General features: G+C 67.2%; 20 protein-coding genes. 14 read left to right on the forward strand and 6 right to left on the reverse strand.

The window, feature by feature from the left end; translation table 11 throughout:
• Positions 1–162 precede the first annotated feature (162 nt).
• Positions 163–678: a cupredoxin domain-containing protein gene (locus HEB94_RS28690; protein ID WP_192752766.1), complete on the reverse strand. Its 516-nt coding sequence runs from the start codon at positions 676–678 to the stop codon at positions 163–165.
• Between the two features lie 148 nt (positions 679–826).
• A complete protein-coding gene (locus HEB94_RS28695) occupies positions 827–1,231 on the reverse strand; it encodes an ArsR/SmtB family transcription factor (RefSeq protein ID WP_192752767.1) in 405 nt (134 codons plus the stop codon).
• Between the two features lie 102 nt (positions 1,232–1,333).
• Between HEB94_RS28695 and HEB94_RS28700 the strand changes: the two genes are divergently transcribed.
• Positions 1,334–3,328, forward strand: coding sequence for a heavy metal translocating P-type ATPase (locus HEB94_RS28700; protein WP_192752768.1), 1,995 nt, complete (start codon positions 1,334–1,336; stop codon positions 3,326–3,328).
• Here the strand turns inward: HEB94_RS28700 and HEB94_RS28705 are convergent.
• Entirely contained in the window at positions 3,301–3,948 is a 648-nt protein-coding gene (locus HEB94_RS28705; RefSeq protein WP_192752769.1) for a class I SAM-dependent methyltransferase, read from the reverse strand. The two genes, HEB94_RS28700 and HEB94_RS28705, sit on opposite strands and share 28 nt — an antisense overlap.
• Positions 3,949–4,088: 140 nt before the next feature.
• Between HEB94_RS28705 and HEB94_RS28710 the strand changes: the two genes are divergently transcribed.
• From HEB94_RS28710 to HEB94_RS28730, 5 genes are all read left to right on the forward strand, one after another.
• Complete coding sequence (locus HEB94_RS28710) at positions 4,089–4,679, forward strand: TetR/AcrR family transcriptional regulator (RefSeq protein WP_192752770.1); 591 nt, start codon at positions 4,089–4,091, stop codon at positions 4,677–4,679.
• A 67-nt stretch (positions 4,680–4,746) separates the two neighbouring features.
• A complete protein-coding gene (locus HEB94_RS28715; protein WP_202896605.1) occupies positions 4,747–5,226 on the forward strand; it encodes a MarR family transcriptional regulator in 480 nt (159 codons plus the stop codon).
• Between the two features lie 90 nt (positions 5,227–5,316).
• Positions 5,317–6,237, forward strand: coding sequence for an LLM class flavin-dependent oxidoreductase (locus HEB94_RS28720; protein WP_192752771.1), 921 nt, complete (start codon positions 5,317–5,319; stop codon positions 6,235–6,237).
• 27 nt (positions 6,238–6,264) lie between these two features.
• Positions 6,265–7,218 (forward strand): hypothetical protein, encoded by a 954-nt coding sequence (locus HEB94_RS28725; protein WP_192752772.1) that lies wholly within the window; start codon positions 6,265–6,267, stop codon positions 7,216–7,218.
• Between the two features lie 96 nt (positions 7,219–7,314).
• Positions 7,315–8,259 carry an endonuclease/exonuclease/phosphatase family protein gene (locus tag HEB94_RS28730; RefSeq protein ID WP_202896606.1) on the forward strand — a complete coding sequence of 315 codons (945 nt, stop codon included), beginning with the start codon at positions 7,315–7,317 and terminating at the stop codon, positions 8,257–8,259.
• Between the two features lie 25 nt (positions 8,260–8,284).
• Here HEB94_RS28730 and HEB94_RS28735 read toward each other — a convergent pair whose 3' ends face one another.
• Genes HEB94_RS28735 through HEB94_RS28745 form a run of 3 tightly spaced genes read right to left on the reverse strand, consistent with a single transcriptional unit; the run spans position 8,285 to position 10,909 of the window.
• The gene (locus HEB94_RS28735; RefSeq protein WP_192752774.1) at positions 8,285–9,106 is read right to left on the reverse strand and encodes an ABC-2 family transporter protein; all 822 of its coding nucleotides are present in this window, start codon (positions 9,104–9,106) and stop codon (positions 8,285–8,287) included.
• A complete protein-coding gene (locus tag HEB94_RS28740) occupies positions 9,099–9,896 on the reverse strand; it encodes an ABC transporter permease (protein ID WP_192752775.1) in 798 nt (265 codons plus the stop codon). The genes HEB94_RS28735 and HEB94_RS28740 overlap by 8 nt, the downstream gene beginning before the upstream one ends.
• The gene (locus HEB94_RS28745; RefSeq protein ID WP_192752776.1) at positions 9,893–10,909 is read right to left on the reverse strand and encodes an ATP-binding cassette domain-containing protein; all 1,017 of its coding nucleotides are present in this window, start codon (positions 10,907–10,909) and stop codon (positions 9,893–9,895) included. The genes HEB94_RS28740 and HEB94_RS28745 overlap by 4 nt, the downstream gene beginning before the upstream one ends.
• A gap of 106 nt (positions 10,910–11,015) precedes the next feature.
• On the opposite strand from HEB94_RS28745, the gene HEB94_RS54835 reads away from it, so the two are divergent.
• The 8 genes from HEB94_RS54835 to HEB94_RS28775 all read left to right on the forward strand — a co-directional run bounded on the left by HEB94_RS54835 (position 11,016) and on the right by HEB94_RS28775 (position 17,731).
• Positions 11,016–11,501, forward strand: a complete 486-nt coding sequence (locus HEB94_RS54835) for a phosphotransferase (protein WP_420481548.1) — start codon at positions 11,016–11,018, stop codon at positions 11,499–11,501.
• Complete coding sequence (locus HEB94_RS52775; protein WP_273376634.1) at positions 11,479–11,919, forward strand: phosphotransferase; 441 nt, start codon at positions 11,479–11,481, stop codon at positions 11,917–11,919. Before HEB94_RS54835 ends, HEB94_RS52775 begins: the two co-directional genes overlap by 23 nt.
• Positions 11,920–11,980: 61 nt before the next feature.
• Positions 11,981–12,220, forward strand: a complete 240-nt coding sequence (locus tag HEB94_RS49570) for an alpha/beta fold hydrolase (RefSeq protein ID WP_202896608.1) — start codon at positions 11,981–11,983, stop codon at positions 12,218–12,220.
• A gap of 10 nt (positions 12,221–12,230) precedes the next feature.
• Entirely contained in the window at positions 12,231–12,362 is a 132-nt protein-coding gene (locus HEB94_RS52780; RefSeq protein WP_273376637.1) for a hypothetical protein, read from the forward strand.
• Positions 12,363–13,170: 808 nt separating this feature from the next.
• Positions 13,171–14,103, forward strand: coding sequence for a sugar phosphate isomerase/epimerase family protein (locus HEB94_RS28760; RefSeq protein WP_192752777.1), 933 nt, complete (start codon positions 13,171–13,173; stop codon positions 14,101–14,103).
• Entirely contained in the window at positions 14,100–15,065 is a 966-nt protein-coding gene (locus tag HEB94_RS28765) for an ABC transporter permease (RefSeq protein ID WP_192752778.1), read from the forward strand. Before HEB94_RS28760 ends, HEB94_RS28765 begins: the two co-directional genes overlap by 4 nt.
• A 140-nt stretch (positions 15,066–15,205) precedes the next feature.
• Entirely contained in the window at positions 15,206–15,994 is a 789-nt protein-coding gene (locus HEB94_RS28770) for a carbohydrate ABC transporter permease (protein ID WP_238361659.1), read from the forward strand.
• Positions 15,995–16,108: 114 nt separating this feature from the next.
• The gene (locus tag HEB94_RS28775) at positions 16,109–17,731 is read left to right on the forward strand and encodes a type 2 periplasmic-binding domain-containing protein (RefSeq protein ID WP_192752780.1); all 1,623 of its coding nucleotides are present in this window, start codon (positions 16,109–16,111) and stop codon (positions 17,729–17,731) included.
• Position 17,732: the final 1 nt, after the last annotated feature.

The following is a 17,732-nucleotide window of genomic DNA, read 5'->3' on the forward strand; positions in this document are numbered from 1 at the left end:
CGTGGGATGGGCTGGATCTATGACTTGATGGGTCCGTCGACACGGGCGGACACCACTCCTCTCGGCATTCGGGTTCATCAGGATAGCCGTCGACATGTGGACCCGACCAAGGGCGGCTCGACCCTGCGGGTCCGGGCCGGAACGCTCAGCTACCGAGCGATGTCAGCGATGGTTGGGTGTGGGGCTCGCGGGTGCGGCGGCGATCCCGCCGGAGACGTTGAACACCCCGGCCATGCCCTCGCGCCAGTGGGCCTGGCTGTAGAAGGACAGATTGCCGGACTTCGGGAGCGTCAGGGGGATGGGCCAACGCTGTCCGGGCGGGACCTGCAGCTTGATGTAGCGCCCGTCGACGGCGAACATGTGCGGCTCTTTGGCCTTGTTCTCGATCTGCAGGGTGATCTTCTGACCAGGACTCCCTTTGATCACCGTCGGAACGAAGTAGCCGTCCTCGATCACCACGGTGACGAGACGGTCCCCGACGATGTTCCTGGATCCGTGGTAGTTGGCCGTGATGCCGGCGACTTTGACCCTGCTCCCGATCGCTGGGCCCTGCTTACGTGGTTCGGCGGTCGGAGTACGAGATGTCTGGGCGGGTTGCGGCGCGGACTGCGCGCTGCAGGCGGTTGTCACGAGCGCGGCGGTGGCGACCAGCGCGCCGACGATCAGCTTTACCCGCATGTCACAACCCCCAAGGGAAACCGTGCTGGGTTCCCCATTGCGATGTGCGGAGACGTTCGACCCCGGATACGAATCTAGACGAGCACAGCGGCCCGCACCGGCGCGTGCGATATGCGTCCGACGGAACGCCCGAAAAGGGAGGGTTGCTTCAGCGGGCGGCAGGCACGGCCTCGTCGCCGGCGGCGGCTTCGTCTCCGACCGGTGCGTCGGTGAGACCCAACCGCAGGTGCTCGACGTGGTAAAGCGCCTGGTCCAGTAGCTCGGCGACGTGGTTGTCGTACAGCGCGTAGACCACCGACCGTCCCGTGCGGGTGCCCGTCACCAGACCGAGGTTGCGCAGCAGGCGCAACTGGTGGGAGCAGGCGGACTGCTCCATGCCCACCTCGGCGGCCAGTTCGGTCGCGGGAAGCGGGCCTTCGCGCAGTCGCGCGAGGATCAGCAGCCTGGACGGGGTCGCCAGCGCCTGCAGTGTCGTGGCGACCTTCGCGGCGCCGGCCGGGTCCAGGCGTGTGCGCGAAACGGCGCTCTCGCCTGGCGTGGCTCCATGACCCATGCCGACATCATACGCCGCCCATGAACGCATGAATCATTGTTCATTCATTCCTGTATGGTGGGGAGGTCAGCGTCCCCTTCCCGCCGTGAGGTCTCCGCCACGATGTGGTCCACTCTCGTCCGCTCGACCCCGCCCACTGGCGCCACCCGCGACGCGTCAGCACCTGTGCGCCGGACCCGGATCCTCGCCGTGCCCGAGGCTCGCTGGGCCGCGGTCGCGCTGGCGCTCTTCCTCGTCGCGCTGCCGCTGAACCTGACCGGGGCTCCGGCGTGGTCCTGGGCGCCGCTGTTCGCCGCCGTCTACGTGACCGGCGGTTGGGAGCCGGGCTGGGCAGGCTTGCGGGCGCTGCGGGAGAAGCAACTGGACGTGGACCTGCTGATGGTGGTCGCCGCGCTCGGGGCGGCGGCGATCGGGCAGGTCCTGGACGGCGCCCTGCTGATCGTCATCTTCGCCACCTCCGGGGCGCTGGAGGCCATCGCCACAGCCCGGACGGCCGACTCCGTTCGCGGCCTGCTCGATCTGGCCCCGACCAGCGCCACTCGCCTGACCGACGACGGCGCCGAGGAAAGCGTCCCGACCGACCGGTTGCGGGTGGGGGACATGATCCTCGTGCGGCCAGGGGAGCGGATCGGCGCCGATGGTCGGGTTCGTGGCGGCGCGAGTGAGGTCGACCAGGCCACCATCACCGGCGAGCCGCTGCCAGTGGCCAAGGAGGCCGGGGACGAGGTGTTCGCCGGGACCCTGAACGGCGCCGGTGCGCTGCGGGTGAGGGTCGAGCGCGACCCGTCGGACTCGGTGATCGCACGGATCGTCGCCATGGTCGAGGAAGCCTCCCAGACCAAGGCGCCGACCCAGTTGTTCATCGAGAAGGTCGAGCAGCGCTACAGCCTCGGCATGGTTGCGGCCACCGTGGCGCTGTTCGCGCTGCCGCTGCTCTTCGGCGCCGCGCTGCAGCCCACCCTGCTGCGGGCGATGACGTTCATGATCGTCGCCTCACCGTGCGCCGTGGTGCTCGCCACCATGCCGCCGTTGCTGTCCGCGATCGCCAACGCCGGCCGCCACGGCGTACTGGTGAAGTCGGCCGTGGTCATGGAACGCCTCGGGCAGGTCGACGCCGTCGCGCTGGACAAGACAGGCACCCTCACCGAGGGCACGCCACGGGTCACCGACATCAGGCCGCTCCCCGCCACGGGACTGGACGAGGACGCGCTGCTGCGGCTGGCGGCCGCGGCCGAGCATCCCAGCGAGCACCCGCTCGCCCGCGCCATCGTGGCGGCCGCGCGGTCCCGCGGCCTGGACATCCCGTTGGTGGAGGACTTCGGCTCCGCGCCCGGTACCGGAGTCACCGCGACCGTCGACGGCAAGGTCGTCGCGGTCGGCAGTCCCGCCCGGCTGCTGAAGGGGCGCGCCGAGCATCCCGCCGCGGTGGTGGCTGCGCACCTGGAGGGCGAGGGTCGCACCGCGGTGGTGGTCGAGGTGGAGGCCACGCCGGTCGGCGTTCTCGGTGTCGCCGATCGGCTCCGTGCGGAGGCGGCCGCCACGGTCGCCGCCCTGACCACCCTCACCGGCACGTTGCCAGTGCTCCTCACCGGGGACAACCCGCGCGCCGCCGCCCGGCTGGCCGAGGAGGTGGGTGTCACCGACGTGCGCGCCGGTCTGCTGCCCCAGGACAAGGTCGCCGCTGTACGGGAACTCGAGTCCGCCGGTCGCAAGGTGCTGGTGGTCGGTGACGGCGTCAACGACGCACCCGCGCTGGCCGCTGCCCACACCGGCATCGCCATGGGCCGAGCCGGATCCGACCTCGCCCTGGAGACCGCCGACGCCGTGGTCGTGCGCGACGAACTCGCCACCATCCCCGCCGTGGTCGCGCTGTCCCGCCGGGCCCGCCGTCTGGTGGTGCAGAACCTCGTCATCGCCGCGGTGTTCATCACCGGCCTGGTGATCTGGGACCTGGCCGGCACGCTGCCGCTCCCGCTGGGCGTCGCCGGTCACGAGGGCTCCACCGTCATCGTCGGCCTCAACGGTCTTCGTCTGCTGGCCGACGGCGCGTGGCGCCGTGCCGGCCGGGCTCAGGAGGTCCGTACCGCGCGGACATAGCCGTACGACGGGTGGTCCCTGGACAGGCCGCGGAGGCGGAACGGCATCTGGCCGGACTCGATCTGGGCGAACCCGGCGGCTTTCAGGAGTGGGGGGAGGTCCTGAACGCCGGTCGTCGGCCCGCTTACCGAGCCGGGCTCAACGGGGTGGTCCGGCCGGGTGAAGTCGACCAGAACCACGCGCCCGCCCGGTTTGAGCACACGGCCGACCTCGGCGAGCCCGCGCGGGAGGAGGTCGTGGGGGACATGGTGGGTCATGAAGGTGCCGAACGCGGCGTCGAAGGAGTGGTCGGCCAGCGCGAGCGCCTCGATTCCGGCGAGCTGAAACTCGATCGGCAGGCTCCGCCGGGCAGCCTTGCGTCGTGCACCGGCGAGCAGGTGCGCCGACGGGTCGACGCCGACCGCGCGACCCGCCTCGCCGATCCGACGTTTCGCGGCGATGGCCAGCGTCCCGGTGCCGCATCCGACGTCCAGGATCGCCTCACCGGGGCGCGGTTCGGCGAGGTCGAGGACCATGGAACGGAAGGTCTGCTCCCGGCCGCGCATGATGAACCAGCGCGCGATCAGGTCGTAGAGGACCGGGGGCGCCATGATCGGGCCATGCAGGTGCTGTCGTGCCATGGGACGCGCCTTCCTTGACTCGTTGCCGGCGACTTGTCAGGGCGAGGATCTGAACCGGGCAGTGCTAGTTTATGGGCGGTCGCCCATACTGTATGGGCAATCGCCCATACTGACAACGGGTCGCGCGGCAAGGAGATGGGATGTCGCCACGAGGCGTGCCGGTGGTCGGACTGCACGAGCGGCTCTTCACGGCGGCGGAGCAGTTGCTCGTTCGTAAGGGGCCGGGCGCGCTCGACAGCAGGAGCATCACCTCCGAGGCCGGCTGCGCCAAGGGGGTCCTCCACAACCACTTCGGCAATCTCGACGCGTTCCTGACGGCGTTCGCGGCCGACCGGTTGCGCCACGTCCTGGATACGGCGGCGCGGCTACCGGGGCGGGCGGGCGAGGGCGACGTGACCGAGAATCTGGCGACGACCGCGGTCGAGGCCTTCGGTTCGAGCTCGATGGCGATCGTCGGTCTGCTGACCGCCCGCCCCCAGCTCCAACCGCTGGTGCAGGACGCGCTCGGCGTGTGTGCCAACCTCCAGGGCCTGGAAACCGCCTTCGCGGCGTACTTCGCGGCGGAGGCGGAGTTGGGTCGGATCACGCCGCACGCCGAGCCCGAGTTCCTGGCGCTGATGTTCGTCGGCACGCTGCACCACCTCGTGGCCAGCGGTCGATCCGGCGTGGGTGACCTTGGCGAGCGGGTGAAGAAGATCGCGACCGTTCTGGTCGGCGTCGACCAGGCCTGACCGGCGGGCTCGGCGCGACGAAGTTCGCGCCACGAACTATCGTGCATCCGGGTGTTACTCTCGCCGCGTGGCTAAGGACAGTGGCCAGATCGGGGTCGTGACCGCGCTGGTACGAACCTCGTTCCTGGTGAATGCCGTGTATGCCGAGTCGGGCCGGGAGTACGGGCTCACACCGCAGCAGGGACAGTTGCTCTGCGTACTGATGGCCCAGCCCTACGGCATGGGCGAACTGAGCGCGATGCTGGGACTGGCCAAGTCGAGTCTGACCGGCCTGGTCGACCGCACCGAGCGTAACGGCCTGGTTCGACGCGAACCCGACCCGCAGGACACGCGCGCGGTGCGGGTCGCGCTCACCCCGCGCGGCGGCAGGCTGGCGGAGGAGTTCTACGCCGAGACCTGCCGGCGAATCGACATGCTTCCGCTGGGGCTCACCTCCGCGGAGCGCGCCACGCTGGCCACGCTGCTCGGCCGCATCGTGGTGGACAACGAGGTGCCCATGGTCTTCATGGAGTCGGACGAAGGAAAGTCTGCCGCTCGCAAACGCTGAACGAGAACCTGAGGGCGGGATAGACAGTTCGTGCCGCGAACTATATAGTTCGTGGCACGAACTGTAATTCTTTTGTCCGTAGGAGGAGCGATGTCTCTACAGGATGTGGTCTTCGGATTCGGTGCGCACAGCGGCGTCGACGACGGTCCGGAGCTGTTGCGCATGACCCAGCAGGCCGACCGGGACGGGCTCGACCTGTTCTCGCTGTCGGACCATCCCTACATCGGTGAGCGCCTCGACGCCTACGCCACCGTCGGATTCGTCCTCGGACGTACGCAGCGCCTCGCGGGCTTCGCCAACGTGACCAACGTGCCGACCCGCCCCGCTCCCATGCTGGCCCGGGCGGTGACCTCGCTGGCGGCGCTCTCCGACGGCCGCGTCGTGCTCGGTATGGGCGCCGGCGGGCTGTGGGATCGAATCTCCGACATGGGAGTCCCGCGGCTCTCACCGGGGGAGGCCGTGGACGCCTTCGAGGAGGCGATCGTCCTGGTCAAGAGGCTGTCGGGTGGCGGTTCGCCGGTCACCTACCAGGGCCGCCACTACCAGGTGAAGGACCTCGAGCCGGCTCCTGTCGACGCGCCCCCGGTGTGGACCGGATCGGTCGGCCCGAAGTCCCTGGCCGCCACCGGCCGAGTAGCGGACGGCTGGATCCCCGGTCACGCCGCGGACTGGCTCAGTGAGCGGTACCGGCGGTCGCGTCCGATCATCGACGAAGCCGCCGCGGCCGTCGGCCGCGATCCGCGGGCGGTCCGCACGATCTTCAACTTCCCCGGACGCATCACCGACCGGCCACTGGCCGCCACGCGTGACGACGCCGGCCGCTGGATCGGTGGTTCTGTCGACCAGTGGATCGAGGAGCTGACCAGTGCCGTGCTCGAGCACGAGGCGTCGGGTTTCATGCTCTTCTCGCCCGAGGGCGGCACGCCCGACGCGGTCTCCCTGGGGCGCTGGGCCAACGAGATCGTGCCGGCCGTACGTGAGTCGATGTTGAGTAGCAGTACTCATCACTGACAGCACCGCGCCACCTAAAATCGGTGCGTGACCGACCCTTCGAGGCTCGCCCAGATCGAGGCCGACCTGGCAGCTGCCGCCGAGCTCCGCCGTCGGCATTCGGACCTGACCCAACGACTGACGACCGAACGCGCGCAACTCAAGCTCGTCGAGGAGCGGGTACGCACACTTCGCGGCCACCTCATCGACGAGGCCAAGGACGTCGAGGTGCTCGAGTCGTTCTCACCCACCCGGATCTGGGCCACGCTTCGAGGTTCGCGGGCGGACGACCTTGCCCGTGAGCGGGCGGAGCACGAGGCCGCGCGCTATGCGGTCGCCGAGGCCGAAGCCCGGCGCGACGCGGTGAGCCGGGACGTGGAGTCACTCCAAGCCCAGGTCGAGGGGCTCGGCGACGTCGACGACGTCCAGCGGCGCGCCGTTGCCGCCAAGGAACAATGGGCGCTCGCCAACGACCCTGTTGTCGCGGCCGCGCTGGAGGACATCGCGAGGGAACGCGGCCGGCTCACCGCGTCGCGCAAGGAGGCCGCGGAGGCGTACGCCGCCGGAGAGCCTGCTCTCGCGCTGGTGGAGCAGGCGGTCCAGCTGCTCGGAAGTGCGGAGTCGTGGTCGACGGCCGACACCTTCTTCGGCGGTGGGGTACTCACCGACATGATGAAGTACGAGAAGATGGACGAGGCGGCCGACGTACTCCACCGTGCCGACGTCGCGCTCGGCAGGTTCTCGCGCGAGCTCGCCGACGTCGGAGTCGACGGGATCGACAGTGTGCAGGTGGACACCATGACCCGTACTTTCGACATGTACTTCGACAACATCTTCACCGACATGGCGGTCCGGTCACGGATCCAGGACGCCGGTCGCAAGGCCGGCGCGGCGCGGCAAGCCGTACGTCAGGCGCTCCTCGGGCTGGAGAAGACGTCGCAGGACATCGCCGGCCAGCTCGCCCAACTCGAGGAGAAGCGGAGCTGGCTGCTCTCGGGGTGACCGCCTCGGGCGAACAGTCGGTGAAGTGTCCCGCGAGGTCGATCGCCCGTCGTTATGGTGCGAGCGACATCGCCGGCCCGTGAGAGGGAGGCCGCTGTGGTCGCGGTTGGGACGTGGAACCTGGAGAACCTGTTCCGTCCAGGCGGGGGAGAGGGTGCGCCGCGAACGGAGGCGGCCTATCGGGAGAAGCTGACTGCGCTGGCGGGGACGATCACTCACCTGGCGCCGGACGTGCTCGCGGTGCAGGAGGTCGGCGACCCGGCGGCGGTCGGCGACCTCGTCGCTTCGCTCGACGGCGCCTGGCACTGGGAGCTGGCCGAGCCCGATGACCGTGGCATTCGGGCGGGCGTCCTCTCTCGACTGCCGCTGCACGACGTCGAAGAGGTCGTCGACTTTCCCGACCGGCTGCTGCCGGTTCAGGTCGACGACGGTCGCGCCACCATCACCCGCATGGGTCGGCCAGCCCTCCGGGCGCGCGTCCAGGTCGATGATCGTGTTCTCGACGTGGTCAGCTGCCATCTCAAGAGCAAGCTGTTGAGCTTTCCGGGTGGCCGGTTCAATCCGAGGGACGAGGACGAACGCGCTCGCTACACGGCATATGCGCTGGCCCGTCGTGCAGCGGAAGCCGCCGCCGTGCGTGCCTACGTCACCCGGCTGCTCGACGATCAGGGCCAGCAGCGTGCGGTCGTGGTGGCGGGGGATCTCAACGACGAGCCGCAGGCCGCCACCACCCAACTGCTGCAGGGTCCGCCGGGCTCCGAACTCGGCACCGGGGGCTTCGACCGGCCCGACCGGGGCGACGGTCAGCGGCTCTGGAACCTCGCCGGCCTCATCCCGGCTGAGCAGCGGTTCTCCCGGATCTACCGCGGTCACCAGGAACTCATCGACCACCTGTTCGTCAGCCACGCCCTCGTCGGCGCCGTGACCACCGTGAGTACCGGCGACACCGATGTCCGTTCCATCACAGACGAACCAGCCGAACGCCGAGACCAACCAGGGTCAGACCACCGTCCGGTCATCGCGCACTTCGACCTCGCCTAGGTCATGTCCAGGGCGACGGGTCGGGTCAGTGGCCCGGGCTGGAGTAGTGCCGCATCTGCCGGTGGAAGAACGCCACGGCGGCGACGTAGAGCAGCAGGCCGACTGCGGGTGACGCGACCGCGAGCCAGATCGGCACGAACAGGTCACTCGTCCGCCCCAGCAGCACGGCGGCCGGGAAGAACGCCGCGAAGGCGAGCGGCACCACGAACGTCAGCAGATAGGCCACGGCTCGCGGCAGCACGCTCAGTGGGTACGGCCCGAACGTCACGAACGCCATGTCCGCCACCTGCAGAACGGGCGAGCTGACCAGCAGCCGGAAGGTCAACGAGGCGATCGCCAACATGACGGCGGACTCCAGGAACGCACTGCCCACCACGGCAGCGACCAGGTACGCGACCCAGCCGACGGACCAGTCCACCGGCGCGGCCACCGCCGTGACCGTCAGCACGACGAGTCCGAACACGATGTCTCCCGCCGCCGTGACCTGGAACCGTCGGGTCAGTAGCTGGACCAGCGGATTGACCGGTCGCAGCAGGTAACGGTCGAACTCCCCTTCCCGCACCACGCCGTCGGTCGCCCACAGTTGGCCGGACAGCACGCCGTGGAGCGCGTGTCCCATCGATCGGATCCCGTAGACGAACGCGATCTCGACCAGGCTCCAACCGCCGATGCTGCCGAACGCGTACACGATCACACCGACGAACGCGAGCGAAAGCGCCTCGTAGCAGATCGCTCCGAATGCCGTCAGCACGAAGTCCGCGCGGTACTGCAGCGCCGACGCCAGCCCGATCCGCACCAGGACGGCGTACTGTCGCAGCGCCGAGGGTGGCCTGCCGATGTCAGCCACCCTGAACGACCACCCGATGCCGCGCCCGCGACCACAGCCACGCGCAGAGCCCACCGAGCACGACGATCCACACCGCCTGCACACCAAGCGCCACGGCGAGACCGCCGGGTGGGCGGCCGAAGTAGACCGCGAGCGGTGTGTACGTCGCCGCCTGGAACGGCAGCACTCCGGCGATCGTCTGCAGCCAGCCCGGCATGAACCACAGCGGCAGTACCGTGCCCGACATGAACGACCGTACGACGAAGAACGCCATGTTCAGCCCACCCACCTCCAGCGTCCAGAACGACGTCAGCGCCATCAGCAACGTGATCAGCTGCGACACCCCGAACGCGAGCAGCACACTCACCGCGAAGCTCACCGCCGCACCGGTGCTCTGCGGAGGCGCGAGTCCGCCCACGACGAACCCGGTGGCGAGGCCGACCCCGGCGGCCGGCAGCGCGGCGAGGACGTAGCCCACCTGGACCGCGAGGTTCTGGGTCAGCAGGCCGATCGGGCGGGTCAGGTCGACACCGATCATGCCGTCCCGCACGCGGGACTCGATCGACCAGAACGGCGAGGTGTCGAGCACGCCGGCGATGGTTAGCCCCAACACCGCGTACCCGACCGCCGTCTGTACGTCCGCCCCGGCGACCGGGCCGTCGTGACCGGAGTAGATCGCCCGCCACACCACGCTGTAGAGCGCGATCTGGATGGCGAGGACGAGGAACGAGAGCAGCATCGAGGCCCGATAGGCCCACGGCGTGAGCAGGCCGATCCGCACCTGGCTCAATACGGGGCGCAGCGCGTTCATGCCGGGTTCTCCGGTAGGCCGCGCTGGGTGTAGATGCGGCCGATGACCGCCTCGAGCCGCGGCTCGACGACGGACAGGTCGACGACCGCGTGTACCGAGGTGACGGCCGCGATGATCTCCGGTGCCCTCACCTGGTCGGAACGGAACCGCAGCGTCACGACCAGCCCGTCCCGCGCGACCTGCTCCGCGCCGCGGACGTCGACGTCGGCGGGTTCAGCGAGCGTGACGACCAGATCGCGGTAGGGCGCGTAGCGCGCCATCAGTTCGGTGAGTGCGCCGTCGTAGAGCACCCGGCCGTGGTCGATGAGGACGATCCGCCGGCACAGTTGCTCCACGTCCTCCAGGTCGTGCGTCGTGAGAACGACCGTCGTGCCTCGCTCGGCATTCGCGTGGGCGACGAACTCGCGGATGCGCTGTTTCGCGACGACGTCCAGTCCGACCGTCGGCTCGTCGAGGTAGAGCAGGCGCGGTTGGTGGAGCATGGCGGCCGCGAGGTCACCGCGCATCCGCTGACCAAGAGACAACTGACGAACCGGCGCGTCGAGGAACTCGTCCATGTCGAGGAGTTCGACGAGCTCACCCTGCCTCCGGTCGCCCTCCCGTTGGGGGACACCGTAGAGGTCGCGCACCGCGCGGAAGGACTCACGCAGCGGGAGGTCCCACCACAGCTGGCTGCGCTGACCGAACACGACTCCGATGTTGAGCGCGTTCGCCTTGCGTTCGCGGGACGGGTCATGGCCAGCGATCGACACCGTGCCGGCGGTGGGCGTGAGAATGCCGGTGAGCATCTTGATGGTCGTCGATTTTCCGGCACCGTTGGGCCCGAGGTAGCCGACCAGTTCGCCACCGGCGATGTCGAACGACACGTCGTCGACGGCCCGGATCACGTCGTAGTCGCGGCCGACAAAGGTGCGGAGCGCGCCCAGCCGACCGGTGATCCGCTTGACCCGGCGGAACTCCTTGACCAGGCCGGCCGCCCGCACGAGCGGGCGCTGAGTGGTCGTGACTGCCACATCCTGTACGAGGGACACCGGCCACCGTCGCAGACGGGCTCCCTGCCCGGCAAGCGATTTCTGGCCGGATGGTGCCGGCACTCGGCACGGAGTGAGAACCTCGAGAATGGCAAACGTCGAGATCGACGAGGACCTGGTGCGGTCCCTCCTGTGTGAGCAGTGTCCGGACCTGGCGGGTCTACCCCTCCGCCAGGTGACCGCCGGCTGGGACAACCAGCTGTGGCGCCTTGGGGAGGACCTGGCCGTCCGGCTGCCCCGTACGCCGCGCGCCCCGTCTCTCCTTCGCAAGGAACACCAGTGGCTCCCTGTCCTCGCTCCGCGCCTTCCGCTCACCGTACCGACGCCCATACGGATGGCCGAACCGTCCGCACGTTTCCCGCAGCCGTGGATGGTCACGACCTGGATTCCCGGCGAGCCGGGCGACCGAGCCACGATCAGCCGTGGTCAGGAGGCGGCCGACAGCTTGGCAGGCTTCCTCAGGGCGCTCCATCAGGCCGCGCCGACCGGGGCGCCGACCAATTCGGGCCGCGGCGTTCCCCTTTCAGACGCTCACGCACGAGTTCGACCGGATGGTCCAGGCGCTCGCCCCTAGCGACGCCACGGAGGCGCGCGCCGTTTGGGACGATGCGGTCTCGGCGCCTCGCTGGGAGGGTCCGCCGGTCTGGCTGCACGCTGACCTGCATCCCGCGAACGTTGTCGTCTCAGACGGAACGATCGCCGGGGTCATCGACTTCGGGGAACTCTGCGCCGGCGATCCGGCAACGGATCTCGCCGTCGCGTGGCTACTCCTCCCGACCGATGCGAGCTCCCGGTTCTTCGACGCGTACGCACACGTGGACGACGCGACGGTCCGGCGCGCCCGAGGGTGGGCAGTCCTGCGCAGCCTGTCACTCGTGGGTATCGGCCAGGCCTGGGACAAGGGTCTTCCCGGTGGGCAGCCAACCTGGGGACTCGCCGGTCGGACGGCGCTCGAGCGGGTGCTCGCGTCCAGTCGCCCCGCCCACCGATGAGTTTCGCCGGCGTCTTCGGTCCTATGTGCGTCCCGACGACGACGATACGAGGAGCAGCACCGTGAGCGAGCAGTGGACGACCGAGACGATGGGCACCGGCGCCTACGCCGAGGTCAACGGCATCAACCTCTATTACGAGACGCACGGGACCGGGCGCCCGATGATCCTGCTGCACGGTGGGCTCGGTTCGGGTGAGATGTTCGGGCCGATCCTTCCGGGGCTCGCGGAGTCCCACCAGGTCATCACCGTCGACCTGCAAGGACACGGGCGTCTTCAAGCTGCTCGACGGTGGTCTGCGTGACGGCGGCTGGATGGGGGAGGGCCGGCCGAAGGGCGGGCACGCGCTGGCGATTCTGCCCGGCCTCACCCACTACAACATCTTCGCCTCGCCCCTGCTCGCCGCCGTCGTCCTCGCCTTCCTGGACGAGCAGCAGACCGCGTAGGGGTTGCCGACCACCGGTTGTGGCGCGTGCCAAGGCCGCGCGGTGCGCCGGTGAGAACGAGCGGCGTCAGAGCCGCTCAGAGACGACTCCCGGTTGTGTTCGGCTCCTGACCCCGTCAACGCGGTCCTCCACAAGGACACGCACTCAAGAAGCGTCCGTCGAGTTCGAGTGTGTTCAGGGTGTTGGTGGTCAGCGCGGCGACGCCGGCCGAGATCGCGTCGGCGTCGTCGTTACTTGAAGCAATGGAGAGCCCAAGGCCAAGACGACGCGACGACCTCAGCTCTCGAGGTGCTCGCGATACCGAACAGCCTCCTGGCCCGACACTGGCCAGTTCGAGGCATCGCCTGGGCACTTCCCGCTTGGCGGGAACACTACTTTCCGCTCAGATCAGCGGCCTGCGTTTGGAATTCCCAACAGCTGACCGAGCGGGGACAAGGGATCTGCGCGCGCTTGCGCAGGTCTGCGCACAGGCTCATACTCGCAACTAATATTGAGCGTTTCGGAAACCTCAGCCACGAACTGCGACGATGGATTTTGATCGGGGCGCGGCGTACTGCGGGACCTGTCCTAGGTGCGGCGTATTCGTGCCTCGCTGGCTGTGTGCGGATTGAGAACCTGCCCTGGAACCAGCTGACAATGCCCTCCTACCGGGAGCGTCGAGCGTGGGGGAGTATCGGATGCCACACCACTGAATGGTGTCTCAAACGATGCCTGTTCACTCAACGAGATGGGGGATCTGCCTCCAAGCGGTGCTCGCGAATGTCGTACCCGAAGTCGTCAGGGGAGGCGCAAGAACCCGGAGGACCTCATGACCAAGGTATCGCCGTTCGAACTGGGAGCGCACACCCTGATTTACCGAAAGGAATCGCTGGAGCGTGCACTCCAGGGCATTGCGCAGGCTGGCTTCTCGTGTGTCGGCCTGTGGACCGAGCACGAGGGCAGGCCAATTATGTCCCTTCGGCCAGGCACTGCCGAGATATCGACATTACGGCGGCGTATCGAAGGATTCGGCCTGACCCCCGTCACGATGCTCGCCCGAGAACGCGCGATGGAGGACAGGAGCATGCTGCTGGCCGATCTCGACCTGTGTGCTTCGCTGGGGCTGCCGCTGCTCCAGGCGATCGGGCCGTGGCCATTCGTGTCCGGACACGAACGCAAACCGGAGATGCGCTGGTACGGCGAAGTTGAGCGCTTTCTCTCCATTCTGGAATACGGAGCCGAACAGGCCACCCAACGCGGGGTGACCATAGCGCTCAAGCCGCATCGCGGCGCGACGGCAACTGGGGCCGACCTCATGGACGTGATCCACAGAGTCGGCTCGGAAGGCGTGCGCGCATGCTGGGACGCGGGAAACGTCCGCTTCTACGAGGGAATCGACTCCGAGGACGATCTGGAGCGCTCCGGGATCGCGCCCCTGGTGCGCAGCGTGTGCATCAAGGACCACGTCGGTGGCAAGGGGAACCCACACTTCCCGGTGCCAGGTGACGGGCAGGTGGACCATGCACGCCTGCTGCACGCCCTGGCGAAGGCTGGGTTCAGCGGTCCGCTCCTGGCGGAGCGGGTCGACCAGCCGACTGCGGAGGAATCTGATCGCGCACTGAGCCGGACGCGGGCCTTCCTGCAGTCGCAGGTCGACAGGTTGGCGGACGGATCCCCTGCCAAGTCGCAGGGCGACCGCACACAGGCGAACCGCTCCTCCAGCGAGGCTGACGTCAGCTCGGACGATCTGGCTTCCGGATGAGCGCGACGACAAGGGACCACCAGGACACCGTCGCGACGAGAGGCCGTGCGTCAACCAGCCAGCGCTCGGTGGGATGGCGGATCCGCCGCGAGCGCTGGATGTACCTGTTCATCGTGCCAGGGATGCTCTACTTCGTTGTCTTTGCGTACGTACCTCTCCTCGGCAACGTGATCGCGTTTCAGGACTACTCCCCGTATCTTGGTTTCACTGGATCGCCGTGGGTCGGCCTCGAAAACTTCGCGACGATGTTCACCGACCCTGCCGTCGTCACCGCACTGAAGAACACCCTGATCATTACGTTTCTGCAGATCGTCTTCGCCTTCCCAGCCCCCATCGGGTTGGCGTTGCTGCTGAACAGTCTCATTTCTGACGGCGTGAAACGGGCTGTGCAGTCCGTGGTCTACCTTCCCCACTTCATCGGCTGGGTCGTCGTGGTCTCCATCTGGCTCGAGGTGCTCGGAGGTGATGGTCCGGTCGCGCACCTGTTCACGACGATCGGGCTGGGGACACCGAACATCATGGCCAACCCAGACACGTTCAAGGCGCTGATCACCGCCCAGGTGATATGGAAGGAGGTCGGCTGGGGGACCATCATCTTCTTCGCAGCGCTCTCGGCCATCCCGCCCGAGTTGTATGAGTCAGCCGCCATGGACGGGGCGGGAGCGTGGCGCAGGATGTGGCATATCACCTTGCCGGGTATGAGTTCAGTCATTGTTCTGCTCCTCATCCTGCGTCTGGGGTCGGTTCTGACCGTCGGGTTCGAACAGATCATCCTGCAACAGCCCGCGGTTGGCGCGAACGCGGCCGAGGTGCTCGACACGTTCGTCTACTACCAAGGCGTGCTGGGTGGCGACTGGGGACTGTCTACCGCTGCCGGACTCTTCAAGGGGGTCATAGGAACCATTCTGGTGATAGCGGCCAACAGGTTCGCCAAGCGTGCAGGAAGCGGAGGGATCTTCTGATGCCATCCACAGTCGCACGTGGAGCGCCCAGGCGTTACAGGCGACGCAGTGGGCGTGCGGCCAGACCCGCCTGGATGGAGAGACCTGGCGTAGCGGTTCAGGCGATCAAGGCAGTCGTGATATCGGCAATTGTGATCATCATGGCCTACCCGTTCGTGTACGTGATCGCCACAAGCTTTGCCTCTACCAAGGGTCTCACGTCGGACTTCTTTCCGACCGATTTCACGCTCGAGGCCTACCGGTCGATCCTCTCTGGCGGGATCATCAACGACGCGCTCCTCGTGTCTGGCGGCGTCACCGTGGTCGGGACGCTGCTGTCGGTACTCTTTACGACCACCCTCGCCTACGGACTGATGCGCACCAAGGACGTTCCCGGCGCCAAGGCCAGCCTGTACCTGGTGTTGTTCAGCATGCTCTTCAGTGCAGGAATCATTCCTCAGTACCTCCTCGTGAAGTACCTCGGACTGCTGAACTCGTACTGGTCACTAATCCTGCCGGGGCTTATCAGTGCGTTCAATCTGGTCGTGGTGCGGAACTTCTTCATGGACCTGCCTGATGAACTGCTGGAGTCCGCCCGTATCGACGGCGCCGGCGAAGTGCAGATCTTCATGCGCATCGTGCTGCCGTTGTCGAAAGCAGTGATAGCTGTCATTGCGCTGTTCTATGCCGTCGGTTACTGGAACAATTTCTTCAACGCACTCCTGTATATCAACGACACAGGTATGTGGCCGGTACAGCTGATTCTGAACCAGTATGTCATTCAGAGTACCCCGCTGACTCAGCTACAGAACCCCAAGGCCATACCTCCTCCAGCGGAGAGCCTGCAAATGGCGGTCGTCGTGCTCGCCACGGCACCCATCCTGATCATCTATCCGTTCGCACAGCGGTACTTCACCAAGGGCGTGCTCACGGGCGCGATCAAGGGCTAGTCGAGGCACTCGCCACGCAGCCGGAATCTCAGCCAGACACGAAGGGGAGCGAGTTTGATGTCGAGTAGGACGACTCCGGAGCGACCCACTCGCCGGCACGCGTTGGGGTTGGGCGTGGGTCTTGTGGGCGCGGCAGTGGTTGGAGCATGCAGCGACACGGGCAGGAGCGGTGGTGACGAGACGCGAAAGAAGCTCGTCCTGCCGGACTACGCGCCTCCCCAAGAGCTACCCGGCTCGATCATCAGCAAGGCTGAAGGTGTGTGTCCGGCCTATACACAGTTTCCGGCGAAACCGTTCCGATCCGTCAAGGCCAGGCCGGGCAGGGGCGGAAGCATCAGAGCGTTGGTACCCACCTGGACAGTGCCACCGCCCTCACTGGCGGAGAACGAGTGGGCGAAGGAGTTGGATCGACGTCTGGGCGTGAAGTACGTGCCAAACGTGGCCGTGGACTACGACGCAAAGGTCGCCACCACCCTCGCGGGGGGTGACCTGCCCGATCTGCTCTTCGCTATACCGGGTGGAGCGCCGGTCGTGCTACAGACACTCCTCCAGGGCGGATTCACGGATCTCACGGAGTACCTGTCGGGTTCGAATATCAAGAAGTATCCGAACCTCGAGTTGCTACCTACCTACGCCTGGAGATCCTCGGCTGTCGAGAACAGGCTGTACGGCGCGCCCAATACCCTCTCGTTCATCAATCAGTTCGACATCTACCGTCGGGACTTGGCGAAGAACCTCGGGTACACCGCGTTGCCGGCGAACGGCGATGAGATGTTCGACATGCTGACCGGGTTCGCCAAGAAAAATACCGGCGGTGACGCATGGACCTTCGGCAGTGTCGTCAGAGGCATCCGGCTCGCGCAGGAGATGTTCCGAGTTCCGACGAACTGGCGGTCCGGAACTGATGGTGGTCTTACCTACTACATTGAGACCGACGAGTTCGAAGCCGCTCTGGAATACGCCAACCGACTGTGGGACGCGAAATGCTATCACCCCGACGCGCTGAGCAACAGTGACACCAAGGAGCGGGAGCTGTTCGTCGCGGGAAAGCTGCTCATCCACTGGAGCAGCCTGGACATCTACTTCGGGAACGGCCTCAGTGGAATAGAAGGGCAGATGAGGCGGGTGGTGCCGGGTGCCGATCCGCAATACTTCCTGCCGCCAGGTCATGATGGAGGTAAGTGCAACCCTACCGGAAGTAGCCCCGGTTCCTATGGTGTCGCGGCGATCCCCAGTGAAATCGGGAAGGACAAGGGCCGGGTCGAGGAGCTCCTCAACATCATGAACTACTGGGCGGCGCCCTTCGGCAGCGAAGAGTTTCTGTTCTTACATTTTGGGATCGAAGGTCGGCACTTCAACTTCAACACTGATGGGCAGCCGGTGCCGGTGGACGACGCGCGGGTGCTGAGTGAGATGACCATGAACGTGCTGTGTGGTCCGGCGTTCCAGTACTACCCGTCCCATCCGCAGACCGCCGTGACCGCCCAGAAGATCATCGCGCGAAACGCGCCACTGGTGCTGAAGGATCCTACGGTCGGTCTGGTCTCCCGAACGGCGATGAGGCAGTCATCAGCGCTCTCACAACTGGTGACGGACTACACCAACCAGATCGTGAGTGGTCGTAAGCCGGTCAACGCCGTGGGTGAGTTGCGTCAGCAGTGGCGGAGCCGGGGAGGCGACAGGATCCGCGACGAGTACCAGGAGTCGGGGAGCCGGGTCGCAGGGACCGCCAAGTAGC

It is taken from the genome of Actinopolymorpha pittospori, from assembly GCF_014873875.1.
Taxonomy (GTDB): Bacteria; Actinomycetota; Actinomycetes; order Propionibacteriales; family Actinopolymorphaceae; genus Actinopolymorpha; species Actinopolymorpha pittospori.

Coding starts and splice junctions, on each gene's coding strand:
- HEB94_RS28690 (WP_192752766.1), bottom strand. CDS start 678: ATGCGGGTAAAGCTGATCGTCGGCGCGCTGGTCGCCACCGCCGCGCTC.
- HEB94_RS28695 (WP_192752767.1), bottom strand. CDS start 1,231: ATGGGTCATGGAGCCACGCCAGGCGAGAGCGCCGTTTCGCGCACACGC.
- HEB94_RS28700 (WP_192752768.1), top strand. CDS start 1,334: ATGTGGTCCACTCTCGTCCGCTCGACCCCGCCCACTGGCGCCACCCGC.
- HEB94_RS28705 (WP_192752769.1), bottom strand. CDS start 3,948: ATGGCACGACAGCACCTGCATGGCCCGATCATGGCGCCCCCGGTCCTC.
- HEB94_RS28710 (WP_192752770.1), top strand. CDS start 4,089: ATGTCGCCACGAGGCGTGCCGGTGGTCGGACTGCACGAGCGGCTCTTC.
- HEB94_RS28720 (WP_192752771.1), top strand. CDS start 5,317: ATGTCTCTACAGGATGTGGTCTTCGGATTCGGTGCGCACAGCGGCGTC.
- HEB94_RS28740 (WP_192752775.1), bottom strand. CDS start 9,896: ATGAACGCGCTGCGCCCCGTATTGAGCCAGGTGCGGATCGGCCTGCTC.
- HEB94_RS54835 (WP_420481548.1), top strand. CDS start 11,016: ATGGCAAACGTCGAGATCGACGAGGACCTGGTGCGGTCCCTCCTGTGT.
- HEB94_RS52775 (WP_273376634.1), top strand. CDS start 11,479: ATGGTCCAGGCGCTCGCCCCTAGCGACGCCACGGAGGCGCGCGCCGTT.
- HEB94_RS52780 (WP_273376637.1), top strand. CDS start 12,231: ATGGGGGAGGGCCGGCCGAAGGGCGGGCACGCGCTGGCGATTCTGCCC.
- HEB94_RS28760 (WP_192752777.1), top strand. CDS start 13,171: ATGACCAAGGTATCGCCGTTCGAACTGGGAGCGCACACCCTGATTTAC.
- HEB94_RS28765 (WP_192752778.1), top strand. CDS start 14,100: ATGAGCGCGACGACAAGGGACCACCAGGACACCGTCGCGACGAGAGGC.
- HEB94_RS28770 (WP_238361659.1), top strand. CDS start 15,206: ATGGCCTACCCGTTCGTGTACGTGATCGCCACAAGCTTTGCCTCTACC.